The sequence below is a fragment of the Polaromonas sp. UBA4122 genome (assembly GCA_002381615.1).
GTDB lineage: Bacteria > Pseudomonadota > Gammaproteobacteria > Burkholderiales > Burkholderiaceae_C > Polaromonas.
Map to the genome: position 1 here is coordinate 1 of DFWY01000050.1, position 17089 is coordinate 17089.

General features: G+C 62.5%; 17 protein-coding genes and 2 pseudogenes. 13 read left to right on the top strand and 6 right to left on the bottom strand.

What is annotated here, in order from left to right:
* A partial coding sequence (locus B3F77_RS06580; RefSeq protein ID WP_293604188.1) for an ABC transporter permease occupies positions 1-327 on the top strand: 327 nt, incomplete at its 5' end.
* A gap of 122 nt (positions 328-449) precedes the next feature.
* Positions 450-587, top strand: a pseudogene (locus B3F77_RS06585) (LysR family transcriptional regulator); the annotation flags it as partial.
* Positions 588-770: 183 nt separating this feature from the next.
* Here B3F77_RS06585 and B3F77_RS06595 read toward each other — a convergent pair.
* From B3F77_RS06595 to B3F77_RS06620, 6 genes and pseudogenes are all read right to left on the bottom strand, one after another.
* Positions 771-1775, bottom strand: a complete 1005-nt coding sequence (locus B3F77_RS06595; RefSeq protein ID WP_293604189.1) for a TRAP transporter substrate-binding protein — start codon at positions 1773-1775, stop codon at positions 771-773.
* 170 nt (positions 1776-1945) lie between these two features.
* Positions 1946-2059: pseudogene (locus B3F77_RS06600) on the bottom strand (IS1595 family transposase); the annotation flags it as partial.
* A 229-nt stretch (positions 2060-2288) separates the two neighbouring features.
* Positions 2289-3470 carry a tricarballylate utilization 4Fe-4S protein TcuB gene (tcuB, locus tag B3F77_RS06605; RefSeq protein WP_293604190.1) on the bottom strand — a complete coding sequence of 394 codons (1182 nt, stop codon included), beginning with the start codon at positions 3468-3470 and terminating at the stop codon, positions 2289-2291.
* Entirely contained in the window at positions 3457-4863 is a 1407-nt protein-coding gene (gene tcuA / locus B3F77_RS06610; RefSeq protein WP_293604191.1) for an FAD-dependent tricarballylate dehydrogenase TcuA, read from the bottom strand. The genes tcuB and tcuA overlap by 14 nt, the downstream gene beginning before the upstream one ends.
* Before the next feature lie 77 nt (positions 4864-4940).
* A complete protein-coding gene (locus B3F77_RS06615) occupies positions 4941-5696 on the bottom strand; it encodes an SDR family oxidoreductase (protein ID WP_293604192.1) in 756 nt (251 codons plus the stop codon).
* 134 nt (positions 5697-5830) lie between these two features.
* Entirely contained in the window at positions 5831-6763 is a 933-nt protein-coding gene (locus B3F77_RS06620; protein WP_293604193.1) for a LysR family transcriptional regulator, read from the bottom strand.
* 170 nt (positions 6764-6933) lie between these two features.
* Here B3F77_RS06620 and ddpX point away from each other — a divergent pair, with 170 nt between their 5' ends.
* The 11 genes from ddpX to B3F77_RS06675 all read left to right on the top strand — a co-directional run bounded on the left by ddpX (position 6934) and on the right by B3F77_RS06675 (position 17052).
* Complete coding sequence (gene ddpX / locus B3F77_RS06625; protein ID WP_293604194.1) at positions 6934-7527, top strand: D-alanyl-D-alanine dipeptidase; 594 nt, start codon at positions 6934-6936, stop codon at positions 7525-7527.
* Complete coding sequence (locus B3F77_RS06630; protein WP_293604195.1) at positions 7524-8048, top strand: sigma-70 family RNA polymerase sigma factor; 525 nt, start codon at positions 7524-7526, stop codon at positions 8046-8048. Before ddpX ends, B3F77_RS06630 begins: the two co-directional genes overlap by 4 nt.
* A gap of 222 nt (positions 8049-8270) precedes the next feature.
* A complete protein-coding gene (locus B3F77_RS06635) occupies positions 8271-9317 on the top strand; it encodes a permease (protein ID WP_293604196.1) in 1047 nt (348 codons plus the stop codon).
* A gap of 44 nt (positions 9318-9361) precedes the next feature.
* Positions 9362-9601 (top strand): thioredoxin family protein, encoded by a 240-nt coding sequence (locus B3F77_RS06640; RefSeq protein ID WP_293604197.1) that lies wholly within the window; start codon positions 9362-9364, stop codon positions 9599-9601.
* A 47-nt stretch (positions 9602-9648) separates the two neighbouring features.
* Positions 9649-10059 carry a rhodanese-like domain-containing protein gene (locus B3F77_RS06645; RefSeq protein ID WP_293604198.1) on the top strand — a complete coding sequence of 137 codons (411 nt, stop codon included), beginning with the start codon at positions 9649-9651 and terminating at the stop codon, positions 10057-10059.
* Positions 10060-10160: 101 nt separating this feature from the next.
* Entirely contained in the window at positions 10161-10367 is a 207-nt protein-coding gene (locus B3F77_RS06650; RefSeq protein WP_293604199.1) for a DUF2798 domain-containing protein, read from the top strand.
* A gap of 170 nt (positions 10368-10537) precedes the next feature.
* Positions 10538-11791: a hypothetical protein gene (locus tag B3F77_RS06655; RefSeq protein WP_293604200.1), complete on the top strand. Its 1254-nt coding sequence runs from the start codon at positions 10538-10540 to the stop codon at positions 11789-11791.
* Positions 11792-11857: 66 nt separating this feature from the next.
* Complete coding sequence (locus B3F77_RS06660; RefSeq protein WP_293604201.1) at positions 11858-12640, top strand: class II glutamine amidotransferase; 783 nt, start codon at positions 11858-11860, stop codon at positions 12638-12640.
* Positions 12641-12666: 26 nt separating this feature from the next.
* Positions 12667-13011: a hypothetical protein gene (locus tag B3F77_RS06665; RefSeq protein ID WP_293604202.1), complete on the top strand. Its 345-nt coding sequence runs from the start codon at positions 12667-12669 to the stop codon at positions 13009-13011.
* 70 nt (positions 13012-13081) lie between these two features.
* A complete protein-coding gene (locus B3F77_RS06670) occupies positions 13082-14404 on the top strand; it encodes a hypothetical protein (protein ID WP_293604203.1) in 1323 nt (440 codons plus the stop codon).
* Positions 14401-17052, top strand: coding sequence for a cation-translocating P-type ATPase (locus B3F77_RS06675; RefSeq protein ID WP_293604204.1), 2652 nt, complete (start codon positions 14401-14403; stop codon positions 17050-17052). The genes B3F77_RS06670 and B3F77_RS06675 overlap by 4 nt, the downstream gene beginning before the upstream one ends.
* The last annotated feature ends 37 nt before the right edge of the window (positions 17053-17089 follow it).

Consider the following 17089-nt stretch of genomic DNA (forward strand, 5'->3'; position numbering starts at 1 on the left):
ATCATGAACATCATGCTGGTGAGCGTGACCGAGCGCACCCGCGAGATCGGGCTGCGCCTGGCCATTGGCGCGCTGGAGCGCGAGGTGCTGCTGCAGTTCCTGATCGAGGCGGTGGTGCTGGCATCGCTGGGTGGCCTGATCGGCATCGTGCTGGCCACCGGCGCGTCGCTGGGGCTGTCCAGCGTGATGAAAGTGCCCTATCTCTTCAATCCGGGCGTGAACGTGATTTCGTTTATTTTTTCTGCTGGCATTGGCGTGCTGTTCGGTTATTTCCCGGCCAGGCGGGCCGCCCGCATGGACCCGATTGAGGCACTCCGGCATGAGTAAGCGCCGAGAGGGTTACCAACAGGTTCGCTTTCTTTTATATGCCCAAATACCATTTCAGGTTAGCCTGAGTATGGGGCAGCTCGATTCACCCAAGGCAACTGCCAACGGATTTAGGTTTATGAAGCCAGCATGTGACGACGCTGTTGGGCCTGGTGGAGGTGGGTCACGGTGTGGCCGCAGTGCCTTCTTTGGCGATGCCATGCAAAGACCATCCCCGGCTGGTCAGCATTCCTTTGTTTGAGCCAATCGTCACACGCAAGCGGTGTAGCACAGCCACAAAAATCAATACCGTCGCCGCCGCAATGAGGAAGGCGATGATTCCTTCCTCCAGATGGTCAAGTAGTTTCACGTGAAGTCCCGAAAATGAAAGGGTACACAGCATCGACGCCGGCCAACAAAGGTCCGCTGGTTTCGACGCCAGCGGACACGTGATTCGTGCCTTGTCAGCGGGTCGACGCGGCACGCACCGTCTCAATCACTTGTTGGCCACCTACGCGTGACGCCATTTCCTTGTGCACGGGCAACATGGCCTTGACCCACAGTTCATGCTCTGCCGCCGTCGGGGTATAGACTTCGGATTTTCCGGAGGCCCTGATCGCATCCAGCGATTCGGCCTCGTCTTTTTCGGCAATTTTGTCGTTGAATGCCGTAGCCTCCTTCATTGCCAATTCAAGCGTGGCACGGATATCAACTGGCAGGCCGTCCCAGAACTTCTTGTTGGCGACCACCACGTAGTTGCTAATGGTGTGGTAAGTCAGCGAAACATGCTTTTGCACCTCGTATTGCTTCTGTGTATACAAATTGGACAAAGGACCTTCTGTCCCATCGACCACGCCTGTTTGCAAGGCCAGATACACCTCGGAAAAGGCCAGGGTTTGCGGCAATGCGCCGACTGACTGCATGATCGCGGAATTGACCTTGGACGAGTTGATGCGCATTTTCAAGCCTCGCATGTCATCGGGGGTCCGTATCGGCTTATTGGCGCTCATCACGCGAAAACCATTGTCCCAATAGGACAGGCCCACCAGGCCCCGCGGCTCCAGCTTCTTCAGCAGGGCTGTGCCCGCTGGCCCGCGGGCAAAGCGATGGACCGCCTTGATGTCCTTGAAGATGTACGGGAGATCAAACACCTCGAATTCCTTGACCCCCATCGGGCCGAACTTGCCTGGCACGGGGGCGAGCATCTGCACCGCGCCGATTTGCAGTGCTTCCAGTTCCTCCTTGTCCTTGAACAGGGAGCTGTTCGGGTAAACATCGACTTTGACGCGCCCCTTGGTTCGCTCCTCCACCAACTTCTTGAAGTAGTCTGCCGCCTGGCCCTTGGGTGTATTGGACGCCGCAACATGGCTGAACTTGATGATGATGGGTTCCTGCGCCGCGGCAGGACCGCTCAGGGCAATGGTGGCGGCCACGCCAAAAGCAGCGAGGATGGTTTTATGGAATTTCATGGTTTGTCTCCTGTTGTAAAAAATTATTGCGAATCGTCTCGCGTCCGGAATGAGCGAGGTTACCGTAACAGTCAGAGGCGGGCGAACACCCGATCAACCATCACTCTCGCTTGGCCAAGGTCATCGGTCGGATCGCACAGTTTTACCAAAGCTTCTCGGTCAAGGTGTTTACCGATGGCGATAGGCACCCACGGCAACCATCTTCCCGCCTTGTCGGGCAGCGTGACCCGCGCAGCCTGGCGCTGGGTCTAGCCGACTTCAACCAACGAAGCCAGCGCGTCAGTACAGGACGCCTCTGTACCAAACCGTTCCGGAAAATCCATCAGGTTCGTCTCTGCCGTCTTCATGGCTCAACGCCTTCTGTTGTCGATCTGAACGGATTCAACAGCTGCTACTGAAAATGGTTCATAAGCATATTTTTTTATTCCATTTACCTTTCCTTTGCTATATTTTATATAGCTGGCCGTTACCGTAATCATTGGGGTAGTGCCCTATTTGTCTTCTAAAAACCGCTTAATCACCGCCCAGTTGAAGCCGGCTGGGCTGGCGCCTTTCAATCGCCCATTTCAGCAGGGCTGCGACCCGGTAAACGCCATGGGCAAATTTGCCATAAGGCAGGGTCGCAAACAGCGCCATGACCATCCCCAAGTGCAGCGCCAGCAGCAACGCCATGGCAGAGGTGTCGCGCCAGACCAGCAAGGCCAGCCCTGTCAAACTGGTGAAAAACAACAGTCCTATAAACCCGCGATCCATCGGTTTTTGGGCAGCGTCGCCATGCAGGGCGTGGCGCTGCAGGTTAAGCCACAACAAACCGGCAGGACCCACCAACAAGCCGATGCCGCCGACGGTCCCCAACAGCACCGGCACACTGGTGATACCGTAGGGTGCTTGCCACTTGAACACGTAGTGGTACAGCGTGGCCACGCTGGTCGCGGCAAAGCACAGCATGAAACCATAGAAAGTGGCATGGTGAAAACGCTGCCGCCACAGGGTGGGCGCATCGTCCTGGTTGGGGCAGCCTTCGGCCAGCTCACCCGATTGAATCTGGTTGGCGCCATCGAGATATTTCAGACGCAAGGCATCCGAGGTAGCCTCCAGCACGGCGGCCCCCGATGCAGCGCCCGGCGACACGTCGCGCCAGAACCTGCGCACCCCGAGGCCAAGGGCCAACGTGGCAAACAGGAAAATCGGCGTAAACATCAAAACCAGCAGATTATGTGGAAAGATGGCATCAAAGTTTCCCGCCAGCGGTTCGTGAAACAGCGTGCCTTTCATCATCACGGCCAGCACCAGGAACAGCGCCAGTCCGGCGGCCAGGGCCAGCGCCAGGGTCAGGCCATTGCGCTTGTACAGGGCGCCCAAGGCAGGCGGCCAGGCGTAGTCGGCATACGTCTGGCCACGCACCTGAGCCATGGCCTGCGGCACATTGACGGCAAACTCGTGCGGCGGTGCGTACTGGCAGGCATGCAAGCACGCCCCGCAGTTGTGGCACAGGTTGGCCAGGTAGTGAATGTCGGCCTTGCCAAATTCCAGGCGCCGCGTCATGGCGGGGAATACCGCGCAAAAACCTTCGCAATAGCGGCAGGCATTGCAGATCTGCAGCTGCCGGCCCACTTCGGCTTCGTAAGGCGTTAGCGGCAGTTCGCCGCTTGCGAGCGCCCGGGCTTCACGGGTCAGGGCTTCAAGCTGCTGCATGATGCGCACCCCTGTTCATGGCTGCCCTGGCAGCCTGGGTGCCGGCAATACGGCCAAAGACGGTGCCAATCGTCATGCCAACACCGGCCGTGTAACCCTTGCCGAGCACATTGCCCGCCATGATTTCACCCGCGGCAAACAGGTTGGGACTGGCCTGGCCGCCAAAATGCACCGCGGCTTGGTCGTTGACTTTCATGCCCAGGTAGGTGAAGGTGATGCCGGGTTTGAGCGCGTAACCATAAAACGGGGCGGTGTCGATAGGCCGCGCCCAATGGGTCTTGGCCGGGGTCAGCCCCTCGGTGTGGCAGTCGTCCAGTACGGCATGGTCGAACGTGCCGACGCGGCAGGCCGCGTTGTAGTCCTGCATGGTGCGCATGAAGGCCGGCACATCCAGGCCCAGTTGCTGCGCGAGATGCTCCAGCGAATCGGCTTTTTCGCCGGGAAACACCGGCGGCATGAACCGGCCAATGGCCTTGGCGTCGATCACCGAATAAGCCAGTTGCCCGGGCTGGTGCGCCACCAGCCGGCCCCAGATGGCATAACGCTTGGGCCAGAAATCTTCGCCTTCATCGTAAAAGCGCTGGGCCTGTTTGTTCACCACCACCCCGAGCGAGACACAATCCACCCGGGTGCAAATGCCGCCGTCGTAGAGCGGCGCGCGCGCGTCAATGGCGACCGAGTGGCTTTGCGTCGGGTCGCCGATGGTGTCGGCACCCTGGGCCATCAAGTCGCGCAGCAGCACGCCCATGTTGAAACGCGTGCCACGAATCGCGAAGTTGTCGGCCGGCCATTCACCGGCTTCGTTCTGGCCCCAGGCTTCGCGCAGCCACCCGCGGTTGGACTCAAACCCGCCACTGGCCACCACACAGGCCCGCGCTTCAATGCGCGCTGAAGCGCAGTGCGCTGCCACAAAGCGGCCACCCTCCAACTCCAGGCGATCGACCGGTGACGCATAGCGAATTTGCACGCCCAGCCTTTCCGCGCTGCGGTAGTAGGCGTTCATCAGCGCCTTGCCGCCGCCCATGAAAAAGGCGTTGGTGCGCGACAGATGCAGGGTGCCCGACAGCGAGGGCTGAAACCGCACCCCGTGCTTGCGCATCCACCCGCGGCAGTGCGACGACTCCCGAATCGCCAGCCGGGCCAAGTGCTCATTGGTCTGCCCACCGGTAACTTTAAGCAGGTCTTGCCAATACTCTTCTTCCGTATAGGACTCGGTCAGCACATCCTGCGGCGCATCGTGCATGCAGCGCAGATTGCGCGTGTGCTGCGAGTTGCCACCGCGCCACTCGCGCGGTGCCGACTCCAGTACCAGCACGCTCGCACCGGCTTCCCGCGCCATCAGCGCGGCACACAGCGCGGCATTGCCACCGCCAATGACCAGGACGTCAATCATCCAATAACTCCTAATTTCCACTTAATCTGTGTGAATGCCAGTGCGACTGGCAGACCGGCTGGACGCTTGGAGGACGCTTAGAACTGGTAGCGTCGCAAGCCACCGTCAACAGGAATCACCGCGCCGGTGATGTAGCTGGCCAGGGGCGACGACAAGAAACACACCAGATGGGCCATATCTTCCGGCTCGCCATAACGGCCCACGGGGATTTCGTTGTCGCACTGCCACTGGCGGTACTCCGGGGTGTAGTTGCGAAAAATCTGCTCTGAGTTAATCCGCCCAGGCGGAATGCTGTTGACCGTGATGCCGTTCTTGCCGACCATGCGGCTCAAACCCTTGGCCCAGCTGTGAAGGCCGGCTTTGGCGCAGAACGCACCATTGACATGATCAGGCTCGCTCTTGCCGGTGATATTGATGATGCGCCCCCAGTGGCGCGCAATCATCTGGTCCAGCAGGGCCTGCGCCACTTGGCGGGGGCGGTGAAAGTTCAGGGTAATCGCTTCCTGCCAGCGGTCTTCACTGACATGCAGGTCGGCAAAAGAGCGCGAGCCCCCCGCATTGTTGACCAGGATATCCACACCGCCCAGGCCCGCCATGGCGGCGTCCGTCAGGGTTTTAGCGGCGTCTTCAGCGTAAAGATCAGACTCAATGACCACCGGGCGGTGCCCGCCCCGGCTGACAATTTCCTCGGCGACCTCGTTGAGCAGCGCAACGCGGCGTGCAGAAATGGCCAGCCTGACGCCCTCGGCCGCCAGCGCGAGCGCAATGCCCCGCCCGATGCCCGAGCTGGCGCCGGTCACCAGCGCTGTTTTGTCTCCAAGTTGCAGATCCATGATGTCTCCTCGTGGCGGATGTTTGAAAACGTTGAAGGCTGGAATTTAGCGCTGAAGCACCGCCTGTGAAAGGAGTTGCGCGGCATGGGGCTATCACAAATCGTGATGGCAGCCGCTATAGGGTCAGGCCGGTCTCAGGCGCTGGCCAGCCGAGCCCCGACCCAGCGGCCTGAACGCACCGCCTCGGTCGCGCAATCCGCCAGCACCACTCGAGCCGCCAAAGCTGCGGGCGAGAGCTCGTCGTCAGACAGGCTGCACAGCGAGTTGGATCGGCGTGCCAGCGTATCGGTGAGTTGCGCCAGATGAAAGCGCTGCGGCGCGTCGGCGAAACGGCTCACCGCGGCCCAGGGCTGCAGCGTACATCCCAGGCCGCTGTCGACCGCATCCATCAGCATGGCCAGTGAGTCGATTTCGGCGACCAGCGTGGGTGTGCATTTGGCCCGTGCAAAGGCGCTTTCGAGCGTGCTGCGCAAACCGTGCGAGCCGGTGGGCAATATCAGCGGCATCCCGGCAAGCTGCGCCACACTGATGCGGTTTGCGGGTTCCCCCAGCAACCCCCGGCGCGACTGGATCAAAAACAGTTTTTCCTCCAACAGGGGCATCACGCTCCAGCGGCGTCCGGCATGAGTGTTGAACAGCATGGCCAGATCCAGCTGACGCGCGTTGAGCATGGCTGTCAGGTGACCTGACAGGCTTTCCACCATATGGAGGCGCACATCGGGGTAACGTTCGCGCATGGCCCGAATCAGCGGCAGACCCAGCACGGCGGCCGTGGTGGGGGCCATTCCCACACTGACACTCCCCGACAGGCGCGCCTGCTGCGCCGCACGCGCTGCTTGCTCCGCATGGCGCAGCACCAGTTGCGCCTCGCGAAAAAAAGCCAGCCCCGCCTCGGTGGGAACTACCCCCTTGGGACTTCGTTGAAACAAGCGGGTCGAAAGCTCGCCCTCTAACCGGCTGATCTGCTGGCTCAAAGCCGATTGCACAAGATTCATATCCAGCGCGGCCCGGCTGATGCTGCCCAGTTCAATCACCCGGACCAGATAACGCAGTTGGCGCAGTTCCATGCAGACTCCTTCGCTGGGGATTAACCCCCACCGCATAACCATCACCTTTTGTGATGCCCGTGATCATCGCACGGGGCAGCGCCTCCCGCCCAGCCTCGCACACACCGGAACAGTCCATGGTCAAATGACGCGTTGGGGAAAAATCCCCGGTCTTCAGTTCTTCAGGACATATGGAAACCCAGCTACCCCTCGTGCTCATCACCGATCAGATCCACGGTGTCGTCATCGATTTGATCTATGCAGGGCCAAGAAACTTCACCGGCCAGGTGCTCTATGACAACGCCCTGTGCTTTTTGCATCCGCAAGCCGAGGCGTGCCTACGCAAGGCCATCACTGCAGCCAGAGGTTTTGGGGTTCAGCTAAAGATATTCGATGCGTTTCGGCCGCAGGAGGCCCAAGAAGCCTTGTGGGCCTTCTCGCCCAACCCCGCCTATATCGCAGACCCTGCCAAGGGCTCCAACCACACGCGGGGTGTCGCCCTTGACCTGACGCTAATCGGACCGGACGGGCAAGTGCTCGACATGGGCACGCCGGTAGACACCATGACTGCCGCATCACATCATTTTCATGTGGCTCTGCCTGCGGCCGTTCAGGTCAACCGCATGGTTTTACTCACCCTCATGCTGGAAGCCGGCTTTGTTCATCACCCCAATGAATGGTGGCACTATCAACTCCCGGACGCCCACCAGTTTCCACTGATAGACAGCCAGGCTTCCATGACTTGCGTGCCTGCCGGCATCCAGCCAATCATTGACTCACCATGAACTGCTTGACTACTGCCTGGAGCGCTCACGAAGCCGAGTTGCGCAGCTGGGCGCGTCGCCGTCTGAGCAACCCGGCAGAAGCCGATGACCTGATACAGGACCTGTTCATCAAGGCGCTACGCCAGGGTGAGCGATTCTGCTCCGTACACAACGCACGCGCCTGGCTGTTCGAGGTCGCGCGCAACATACTGGCCGACCGCTTGCGCGTGGCACGTGACACGGTGGAGCTACCCGAGGAGTTGTCGGCGCCGCTGGAGGATACCGACACGGTGGACAGCCTGACGGCCTGCCTGCCGCGTGTGCTGTCGGAGTTGAGTACCGAGGACCGCGACGCCATTACCCAGTGCGACCTGCAGGGCGTGCCCCAGGCAGATTTCGCCAACGCCCGGGGCTTGAGTCTGAGCGCGGCCAAGTCACGCCTGCAGCGCGCCCGCCTGCGCCTGAAAGCGCGCATGACGCAAGTCTGCCAGGTGCAGCTGGACGACGCAGGCCACGTGGCGGATTTTGTGCCGCGCAATTGATGCCGGCATCCATGCTAACCCGACCTGCAAATTGCTATTATTTTAATAGCTTGTAGCGCAATCCCCTATTGGGCTAGAAGCACTTTTTCTTAAATTTTTTGCATTGGATGTAAAAGAATGCCGAGGCCGGGTGACGCTGCGGGTATCTGAAGCAGCGCATGGATCAGGATAAAAATATCCAGTTTCCTGCGTCTTTTGCCAAACTCATTCGTCTTCACAAGTATGAGCACACTCACTTCATCCCTCCAGCGCTGGCCCACGCGCCAGCCCGCCATTTTTCTGGCCTTGGCCGCTGCCGTCTGGTGGGGCCTCTACCAGACCCTCGCGTCGGCTTCTGAAGCCCTGGTCGCAAGCTTGCCGGTGGACCCGGCCAGCCACCTGGGCGGGGCGCTGCAGTTTTTCTTCTACGACACACCCAAGGTGCTGATGCTCTTGACAGGTGTAGTGTTTGTCATGGGCATGATCAACAGCTATTTCACGCCCGAGCGCACCCGGCTGCTGCTGGCGGGGCGCACCGAAGGAGTGGCCAACGTCATGGCGGCGTCTTTGGGCATCGTCACGCCGTTCTGCTCGTGCTCGGCCGTACCCCTGTTCATCGGCTTTGTGCAGGCTGGCGTGCCGCTGGGGGTGACTTTTTCGTTCCTGATCTCGGCCCCCATGGTTAACGAGGTAGCGCTGACGCTGCTCTTTGGCATGTTTGGCTGGAAGGTCGCTCTGCTGTATATGGGGCTGGGACTGTCGGTCGCCATCGTCGCCGGCTGGACCATCGGACGCCTGAAAATGGAAGCGTACCTGGAAGACTGGGTGCGCGACATGCCCAAGACAGCAGCAAGCTTCGAGGCTGTTGACACCACGCTGGGCGACCGCATTGAAGGCGGGTTTGCGGCGGTGCGTGAGATCGTCGGCAAGGTCTGGCCCTACATCCTGGCGGGCATTGCACTGGGCGCCTTGATTCACGGCTATGTGCCGGAAGACTTCATGGCCAGTTTCATGGGCAAGGACGCGTGGTGGTCGGTGCCACTGGCCGTCATCATCGGCGTGCCCATGTACACCAATGCAGCCGGCGTGATACCCATCGTGCAGGCGCTGCTGGCCAAGGGCGCGGCGCTGGGTACGGTGCTGGCCTTCATGATGAGCGTGATTGCGCTGTCGCTGCCCGAGATGATCATCCTGCGCAAGGTGCTCAAGGTGCGGCTGATCGCCACCTTCGTTGGTGTGGTCGCCACCGGTATCCTGATCGTCGGCTATGTGTTCAACGCCGTGCTGTGAGGCACGTCACCAGTCCCTTCTAAACAATATCAAAAGGAAACTTCATGGACATCAAGGTACTCGGCACCGGCTGTGCCAACTGCAAAAACACGATTGCACTGATCGACCAGGTGGCGAAAGCCAAAGGGGTCGCGGTCAAGCTGGAAAAAGTGGAAGAACTGCGCGATATCATGAGCTATGGCGTGATGTCCACGCCAGGCGTCGTCATCAACGGCAAGGTGGTTCACGCTGGCGGCGTACCCAGCCGCGACAAGATCGAGCAATGGCTCACGGCCCAGGCCTGACACCTCACACCTCACACCTCACAACTCACACCTGACAGGAGAACTTTATGCTGCAAGAAGCCAAAGAGGTTTGCCCCACCACCACGCGCCGTCTGGCGACTGAAGGTGCGCTGCTGGTGGACGTACGCGAGCCGCGCGAGGTACAAGCCCTGACGTTCGACGTACCGGCCATCGTGAACATTCCGCTGCTGGAGCTGGAGAAGCGCTGGAGCGAGCTGCCAAAGGACCGCGAGATCGTCCTGGTGTGCGAAAGCGGCGCCCGCAGCCTCAAGGCGACCTATTACCTTCAGTACCACGGGTACACCCAGGTCAGCAACATGAGCGGCGGCATCCTCAAGTGGATGAAAAAAGGGTTTCCGGTAATCGGGCAACGCCTTGAAGCGGGTGCCTGTTCGACGGGCTGCTGTGGGTCTGGATGCACACCGGCTGACGCTGCCGATGCATCGTCCTGCTGCTGAGCACGGCGCGCTGCTGATGGCTGCGGTTGACCTGTGGTGGACCGCGCAAGCCGTGCTCCTGTGATGCGCTTGCTCAACCTCGAACCTGAACCGGCTACCCCGTGAAAGAACTACTCTCCCACCGCTTCCACCTCGTATTTTCGATGCTGATGGGTGCAATGATGGCGCTCCTTATGACCTTCGTCATCACGCTGGGCAAAATTGGCTGGCAAACTGACTTCCGGCGTGCCTGGACCAAGGCCTATGCGCTTGCCTACGTGATTGCCGTGCCGGTCATCCACTTCCGGCGCCACTGGCCCGCAAGCTGACGGTACGATTCGTCCAGATGCCTTAGCATGGGACGCAGGTCAGCTTTTTGATCTCTTCTTCCACTGGAGCGTCACACCATGAATGCCAATAAAGTCCTCGACATGATGCACACGCGCATGGGCCAGGTGCGCGCCGAGCAGCCCATGTTGACCGCAAGCGCCAAGGCAGCGTGACAGGCACCACAACATCGCCTTCTGCACCGACGACGCTTCAAGCCGTCGCCGGTTTCGCGTTGCTGTTCACGGTGTCATTCGACCGCAGGGTCAGACCGATCGAAGCAGGCGCCGCAGCACAGGCTGCGGCTCTGAAGCCATTTTCAGCGGACGAACTCGCCGCATACCAGGCGCTGCGAGACGAGACCGAACTGCATGTCCTGGGCAGCGCGTTCATCGAAGCTGGACGGCTCACTCACCTGCCGATCGGGCGTATCGCACTGGAGCCGTTGACCGGCGACCCACAGGCCCCGACCGCGGCCGACGTGCACCTGTTCACGCATGTATCCGGCGCGGCGCTGTGGGAGGTCTGGTTGCCAGGCCAGCCGCAGGACTTCGACGCGCAACGCTGGGTCGCCTGGCTTGACGAGCAGGCTGAAAGCAGTCTGCCATCCCGCGTCTGGCGGGCGTTGCAGCCCCTGAATAAGGCCATCGGCGGGTCCGACGCTTACCGGCAGTACCTGCCGTGCAGCGTCGTGCGCCTGCTCGACCAAGCACTGGCTGCGCTGACCGAGCGGCATGCCGCTGACATTGTCGGCCTGCTGTGGCGTGACCGCTCGACACGCACGCTCAAGCCCGAGGTGATCGACGCCGAGCTGGAGCGCGACTACTGCGCCCGCGAAGGCGGGATCACGCTGCTGGGGCGCAGGGCCGCGCTGGACATCCACGGCAACGAAGACAATGCCGCGCCCGAAGCCTTGGCATCGGGCTTGCCGCCGCGTAGCGCCGTGCCCTATCTGATCACCCTGGAGCTGCTTCTGGTCGAGCGCGCCGTGCTGCTGCAGCTCTACGAGCGGCTTTCACTATCCACGCCAGCCAGCATTGAGGGCCTGCTCGAACTCAAGCAACAGGTCAGCGACGGGCTGGAGGAATACTACGGTGCCACCCTGGCGGTCACCCGCTTCGGTGACGCCGTGGCCGAGGACGGCGAGCGCCTGTTCGGCATCGTCGAGTTGTACGACGCGCTGATGGACCGGCTGGAAACAGTCAGCTTTGCGCTGACCACCCGCTACCAGCAGCGCATGACGCAAATGCAGTTCTGGCTGACGGTGGTGTTCGGCTCCACCGAGATCGGCTTCATCGCGGCGAGTATCGCCACCTGGTACTACCGCAGCGAGCTCGGGTCCGTGCTGGCCTGGACGGTCGGCGCGACCCTCGTGTCAGCAGGCGTGCTGGTGGCGCTGCTGCGCCGACGCATTGAAAAACCATGATGTTAAATCCACCCGCTGACCACACCCACCTTGGCTGCGCGCCGCTTTCTTTGAGGCAGGCCCACCATGTGTGAACTCTTCGCGCTCTCCAGCGAACGGCCTGCCAACGCGACGTTTTCGCTCGGAGTCTTCGGCGAACGCGGAGGCAGGCTGGGGCCCCACAAGGATGGCTGGGGCGTCGCATTCAAGGAAGGGCGCGACTTTCGCTTGATCAAGGAAGCGGCCCCCGCTTCAGACAGTGCCTGCTTGCGCTTCGTCGAATCCCAGGAATTTCGCAGCGAGATCGTGCTCTCGCATATTCGATTGGCCAGCGTGCCGCGCGTGAACTCCTACACCAACACGCATCCGTTCGCGCGCGAGTTGTACGGCGCCTGTCATGTGTTCGCACACAACGGCGACATGCCAGGCGTTCTGGGCGATAGCCGCTTCGCACCGGCGTGGAATTTTCCGCTCGGCGAGACCGACTCGGAGTGGTCGTTCTGCGCCTTGATGGACCGCCTGCGCCGTGCGCTGGCCCCCGACGAGGTGCTGAATGTACCCAAAAAGCTGCCGGTCATCCAGAACTGGGCCAACGAGCTCGCGCAAGGTGGCACAGCCAACTTCCTGCTGTCCGACAGTGAGTACCTTTATGCGCACTGTTCGACCAAGTTGTTCTACATCGAAAGGCAGTGCCTGGCGCCCCGCGAGTCGTTCGGCAGCGCGTCCCTGCGCGTGGCGCTGGAACCCGCGCAAGACGGTGCCCAGCATGTCAGCCTGATCGCCACCCAGCCCTTGACGACAAACGAAGCCTGGCTCGCGCTGCCGCCCGGAGAGGTGGTGGTGTTCCACCGCGGTCGGCGCATTTTTTAAAACCCGAAACTCAACTGGAGACCGATATGTCCAAACTTGTTCTGCATCTGTTCCATGACGACGCGCCTTCCCTCTCAACCGTTGCGGCGCTGGCCGAACGCATGCACCAGACTCCGGGCGGCAGCGCCGCAGCACTGGAAGTCTATGTGTTCGGGCCGGCCGAAGCCGTGCTCGCCGCGCCTGACCGGACCGAGTTCAACGCGCAAATCGACAGTCTGGTCAACCAAGGCGTACGCGTGACCAGCTGCATCGGGCTGGCGCAAAAATTCGGCGCCGAAGCGGCTTTTCGTGCCCGTGGTATCGCGCTTGAGTCGGCGGCACTGGCTTTTCCCCGCTTTGCGGCCGAGGCTGCAACGGTGATCAGTTTCTGATCGACCGACAATCCGTAACATCACGGCATCGCGCAGTGCGAATTGCGAATTGACTAACGGAATCCCCTTCATGACCCCTCTCATTGCATACCCCTCGGCGGCTCCCGCCGTCATCGCATCGCTCGAAGCCCTATCGGTCGAGACACTCAACAGCGACTGCTTCTGCATCAGCCTGGACACCGACGCGCTGCGCGTGGCGCTGGAATCTGAAATCGGCCAACCGGGCCTGTTTGACCTAGTGCAGCAACGTTGTCCATATCTGTTCGCGGCACGCCCCGTGTTTGTGTCGCAGGCCCACATGGCACGCATGGCCAGGCTGATCCAGGCCATCGAGTCGGTGGTCGCGCTGCCAACTTACCGCGAAGAGGTATTGGCCCGCTCGCCCGCCATCGCGCGGCATCATCCGGGCGGTGCGAGGAGCGTTTTCTTCGGCTACGACTTTCATGTGACCGAGGGCGGCTTCGGTCTCATCGAGATCAACACCAATGCAGGCGGCGCCATGCTCAACGCCGTACTGGCGCGGGCGCAACGCGCCTGCTGCCCGGCGATGGAGTCCTTGGTGCCGCCGCAGGCTACGGCCGATGCGCTGGAAGCCAGCATCGTGGCCATGTTCCGCCACGAGTGGTCTCTTTCTGGTCATACGCAGCCGCTGCGCAGCATCGCCATCGTCGACGAGGCCCCCGAGCAGCAGTACCTGTACCCCGAGTTTGTGCTGTTCCAGCAATTGTTCCAGCGCCATGGGCTGCAGGCGGTAATCGCTGGCCCGTCCGAGTTCAGCTTGCGCGGTGGCGTGCTCTGGCATGGAGAGCTGGCCATCGACCTGGTCTACAACCGTCTGACGGATTTCTCGCTCGAGGCACCCGCCAGCGCCACACTGCGCGAAGCCTACCTGCAAAACGCCATGGTGCTCACGCCGCACCCCCAGGCGCATGCCTTGTATGCCGACAAGCGCAACCTGGCCCTGCTCAGCGATACCAAGCGGCTCCAGGCCCTGGGCGTGCCGCAGGCCACGCAAGACGTGTTGCTGGCGGGCATTCCGCATACGGAAATTGTGGACCCGGCGAATGCAGAACGCCTGTGGCGGGATCGCAAGCGACTCTTCTTCAAGCCGTTTGCGGGCTTCGGCGGCCATGCCGCCTACCGCGGCGACAAGCTGACCCAGCGTGTCTGGCAGGAAATCCTCGTAGGCGACTATGTCGCGCAGGCGCTGGTCAGCCCTGGCGAGCGGGTCATCTCGGACCAGCAGCCGGCCCAGGTGCTGAAGTTCGACTTGCGCGACTATGCCTATGACGGCCGGGTGCAATGGGTGGCGGCACGCTTGTACCAGGGCCAGACCACCAACTTTCGCACGCCTGGCGGCGGCTTCGCGCCGGTGTATGAAGCGCCCGTATGACAGCGACGACGCCTGAAAGTGAATCGGGGCAACCCGACCTCGCCGCGCGGCCTCAGGCGTCATCGGCAGCATCGACCAGCGGGTGGCCACAGCGCCAAGGACTGAGCACTGCCGAGGCGGCGCGCCGACTGGCCGCCGAGGGCCCGAACCTGCTACCCGGCAGCACACCGAAATCGACCCTGGCGATCGTGCGAAAGGTACTCACCGAGCCGATGTTCCTGATGCTGCTGGCCGCTGGCGGTATCTACCTGGCGCTGGGCGACCGGGCCGAAGCGCTGTTCCTGCTCGGCTTTGTGTTCGTTGTGATCGGCATCACGCTGGCGCAGGAGCGCAAGACGCAACGCGCGATGGAGTCGCTGCGCGACCTGTCAGCGCCGCGCGCGCTGGTGATCCGGGGCGGGCAAGAGCAACGAATCGCCGGGCGCGATGTGGCGCGCGGCGATCTGCTGGTGCTACGCGAAGGTGACCGCATCGCCGCAGATGCGCTGCTGCTCAATGGGCAACTGGAGGTGGATGAATCGCTGCTGACCGGAGAGGCGGTGCCGGTGGCGAAGTTACCCGGCGCGGCGGACGCCGCATTCGGACAACCCGGTGGCGACAGCACGGCGTTTGTGTTTGCCAGCACGGTGGTCACGAAAGGCCTTGGTCTGGCCGAGGTACACGCCACCGCCAGCGCTACGGCAGTTGGGCGTATCGGTGCCGACCTGGCGGCCACCACCGAGCCGCCGTCGGCGCTGCAACAGGCCTCGCGCACACTGGTCCGCCGGCTTGGCCTGGGCGCGCTTGTTCTCGCCAGCATTCAGGTGCTGCTGGGCTGGTGGTGGGACGGCCGGCCGCTGCTGGACAGCCTGCTGGCGGGCATCGCGCTGGCGATGGCCATCCTGCCGGAGGAGATTCCGGTCATCCTCACCGTATTCCTGGCGCTGGGCGCCTGGCGCATCTCAAAACAAAAGGTGCTGACGCGGCGCGCCTCGGCGGTCGAGGCGCTGGGCGCCATCACCGTGCTGGCGGTGGACAAGACCGGCACGCTCACTGTCAACCGCATGGCAGTGGCCGAGATCGCCACCGCCGACGCGCACTTCACTCCCGACGGCGCGGCCAACTTGCCCGAGGTCTTTCACGAACTGGCCGAGTTTGCGATGCTGGCCACGCCGGGCGACCCCTTCGATCCGATGGAAAAGGCAATCCAGCTGTTCGGCCACCGCTGGCTGGCGGGCACCGAGCATGTGCACGATGGCCGCATGCCGGAGTTCGAATACGCGCTCTCGGGCGATATCCTGGCGATGACGCGGGTGTTCGCCAGCGCCGACCCATCGCAGCACCTGCTGGCTACCAAGGGCGCGCCCGAGGCGGTGGCCGACCTATGCCACCTGGATGCCGAGCGGCGCGAGGCGATCCGACACCAGGTCGAGGGGATGGCCGAGCGCGGCCTGCGCGTGCTGGGCATAGCCCGTGGGCGCTGGGCTGGTGCAGCCGCCGCACCGGACACTGAGCCAGTCTGGCCGCAAAGTCAGCATGATTTCGATTTCGAATTCCTCGGAATGCTCGGACTGGCCGATCCGCCGCGCCCCGAGGTATCTGCCGCGTTGGCCGAGTGCCGCCGCGCTGGCGTGCGCGTGATCATGATGACCGGCGACCACCCTGCCACGGCCCGCGCCATCGCGCGCCAGGTGGGCCTGTCAGAGCGCCCCGAGGTCATCACCGGGGCCGAGATCGCCGCGCTGGACGACGCGGCGTTGCGCGAACGCCTGCGGCATGTGGACCTGTGCGCACGGCTGCAGCCAGCGCACAAGCTGCGCCTGGTGCAGGTGCTGCGCGCCGCCGGTGAGGTGGTGGCAATGACCGGCGACGGCGTCAACGATGCGCCGGCGCTGAAAGCCGCTGACGTGGGCATCGCGATGGGCGAGCGCGGCACCGACGTGGCACGCGAAGCCGCCGCGCTGGTGCTGCTGGACGACAGTTTTGCCCGCATCGTCGCGGCCATCCGCCAGGGACGGCGCATCGACGACAACATCCGCAAAGCCACGCGCTTCGTCTTTGCTGTGCATGTACCCATCATCGCGCTGGCGCTGGTGCCAGCGCTGCTGCAATGGCCGGTGCTGCTGCTGCCGGTACATATCGTGTTGCTGGAACTATTGATCGACCCCGCCTGCTCGATCGTTTTCGAGGCCGAGCCTGAAGCCAGCGGCCTGATGGACCGTCCGCCCCGCCCGGTATCAAGCTCGCCGTTTGCTGCCGCGCCGCTGGGCCATGCGGTGCTGCAGGGCCTGGGCATCGCGGGGCTACTCTTGCTCGGGTATGCCTGGCTCGCAGAGCAAGGCTGGAGCGCCGCTCAAGGCCGCAGCATGGTGTTCAGCGCACTGGTGCTCAGCGTGCTGCTGCTGATCCTGGCGAACCGCGACCTGACGCGGCCGGCGATCATGGGCGTCAGCAATCCCAACCCCTGGCTGTGGCGCATGGCCGCCGCCGTGGGGCTGCTGCTCGCGGCGGTGCTGGGCGTTCCCTGGCTGCAAAACGTCATGGGCCTGGCACTCCCCGGCCCTGCAGGGCTGGCCGTCGAGGTCGGCCTCCTGGCGTTGTGCTGCGTATGGCTGGAGTTGGTGCGGCGCTTCGGCCCTCGCCTGCGCACGCCCGGCGTTGGCGCCTGAGCCTCGACCCGTAACTAGATCGCGGTCGCACATTCAT

Bases quoted from the DNA above. Each gene is read 5' to 3' on its own strand.
- B3F77_RS06660 (WP_293604201.1), top strand. From the start codon at position 11,858: ATGTGTGAACTCTTCGCGCTCTCCAGCGAACGGCCTGCCAACGCGACG.
- B3F77_RS06615 (WP_293604192.1), bottom strand. From the start codon at position 5,696: ATGGATCTGCAACTTGGAGACAAAACAGCGCTGGTGACCGGCGCCAGC.
- B3F77_RS06635 (WP_293604196.1), top strand. From the start codon at position 8,271: ATGAGCACACTCACTTCATCCCTCCAGCGCTGGCCCACGCGCCAGCCC.
- B3F77_RS06665 (WP_293604202.1), top strand. From the start codon at position 12,667: ATGTCCAAACTTGTTCTGCATCTGTTCCATGACGACGCGCCTTCCCTC.
- B3F77_RS06675 (WP_293604204.1), top strand. From the start codon at position 14,401: ATGACAGCGACGACGCCTGAAAGTGAATCGGGGCAACCCGACCTCGCC.
- B3F77_RS06645 (WP_293604198.1), top strand. From the start codon at position 9,649: ATGCTGCAAGAAGCCAAAGAGGTTTGCCCCACCACCACGCGCCGTCTG.
- B3F77_RS06630 (WP_293604195.1), top strand. From the start codon at position 7,524: ATGAACTGCTTGACTACTGCCTGGAGCGCTCACGAAGCCGAGTTGCGC.
- tcuA (WP_293604191.1), bottom strand. From the start codon at position 4,863: ATGATTGACGTCCTGGTCATTGGCGGTGGCAATGCCGCGCTGTGTGCC.
- B3F77_RS06640 (WP_293604197.1), top strand. From the start codon at position 9,362: ATGGACATCAAGGTACTCGGCACCGGCTGTGCCAACTGCAAAAACACG.
- ddpX (WP_293604194.1), top strand. From the start codon at position 6,934: ATGGAAACCCAGCTACCCCTCGTGCTCATCACCGATCAGATCCACGGT.
- B3F77_RS06595 (WP_293604189.1), bottom strand. From the start codon at position 1,775: ATGAAATTCCATAAAACCATCCTCGCTGCTTTTGGCGTGGCCGCCACC.
- B3F77_RS06620 (WP_293604193.1), bottom strand. From the start codon at position 6,763: ATGGAACTGCGCCAACTGCGTTATCTGGTCCGGGTGATTGAACTGGGC.
- B3F77_RS06670 (WP_293604203.1), top strand. From the start codon at position 13,082: ATGACCCCTCTCATTGCATACCCCTCGGCGGCTCCCGCCGTCATCGCA.
- tcuB (WP_293604190.1), bottom strand. From the start codon at position 3,470: ATGCAGCAGCTTGAAGCCCTGACCCGTGAAGCCCGGGCGCTCGCAAGC.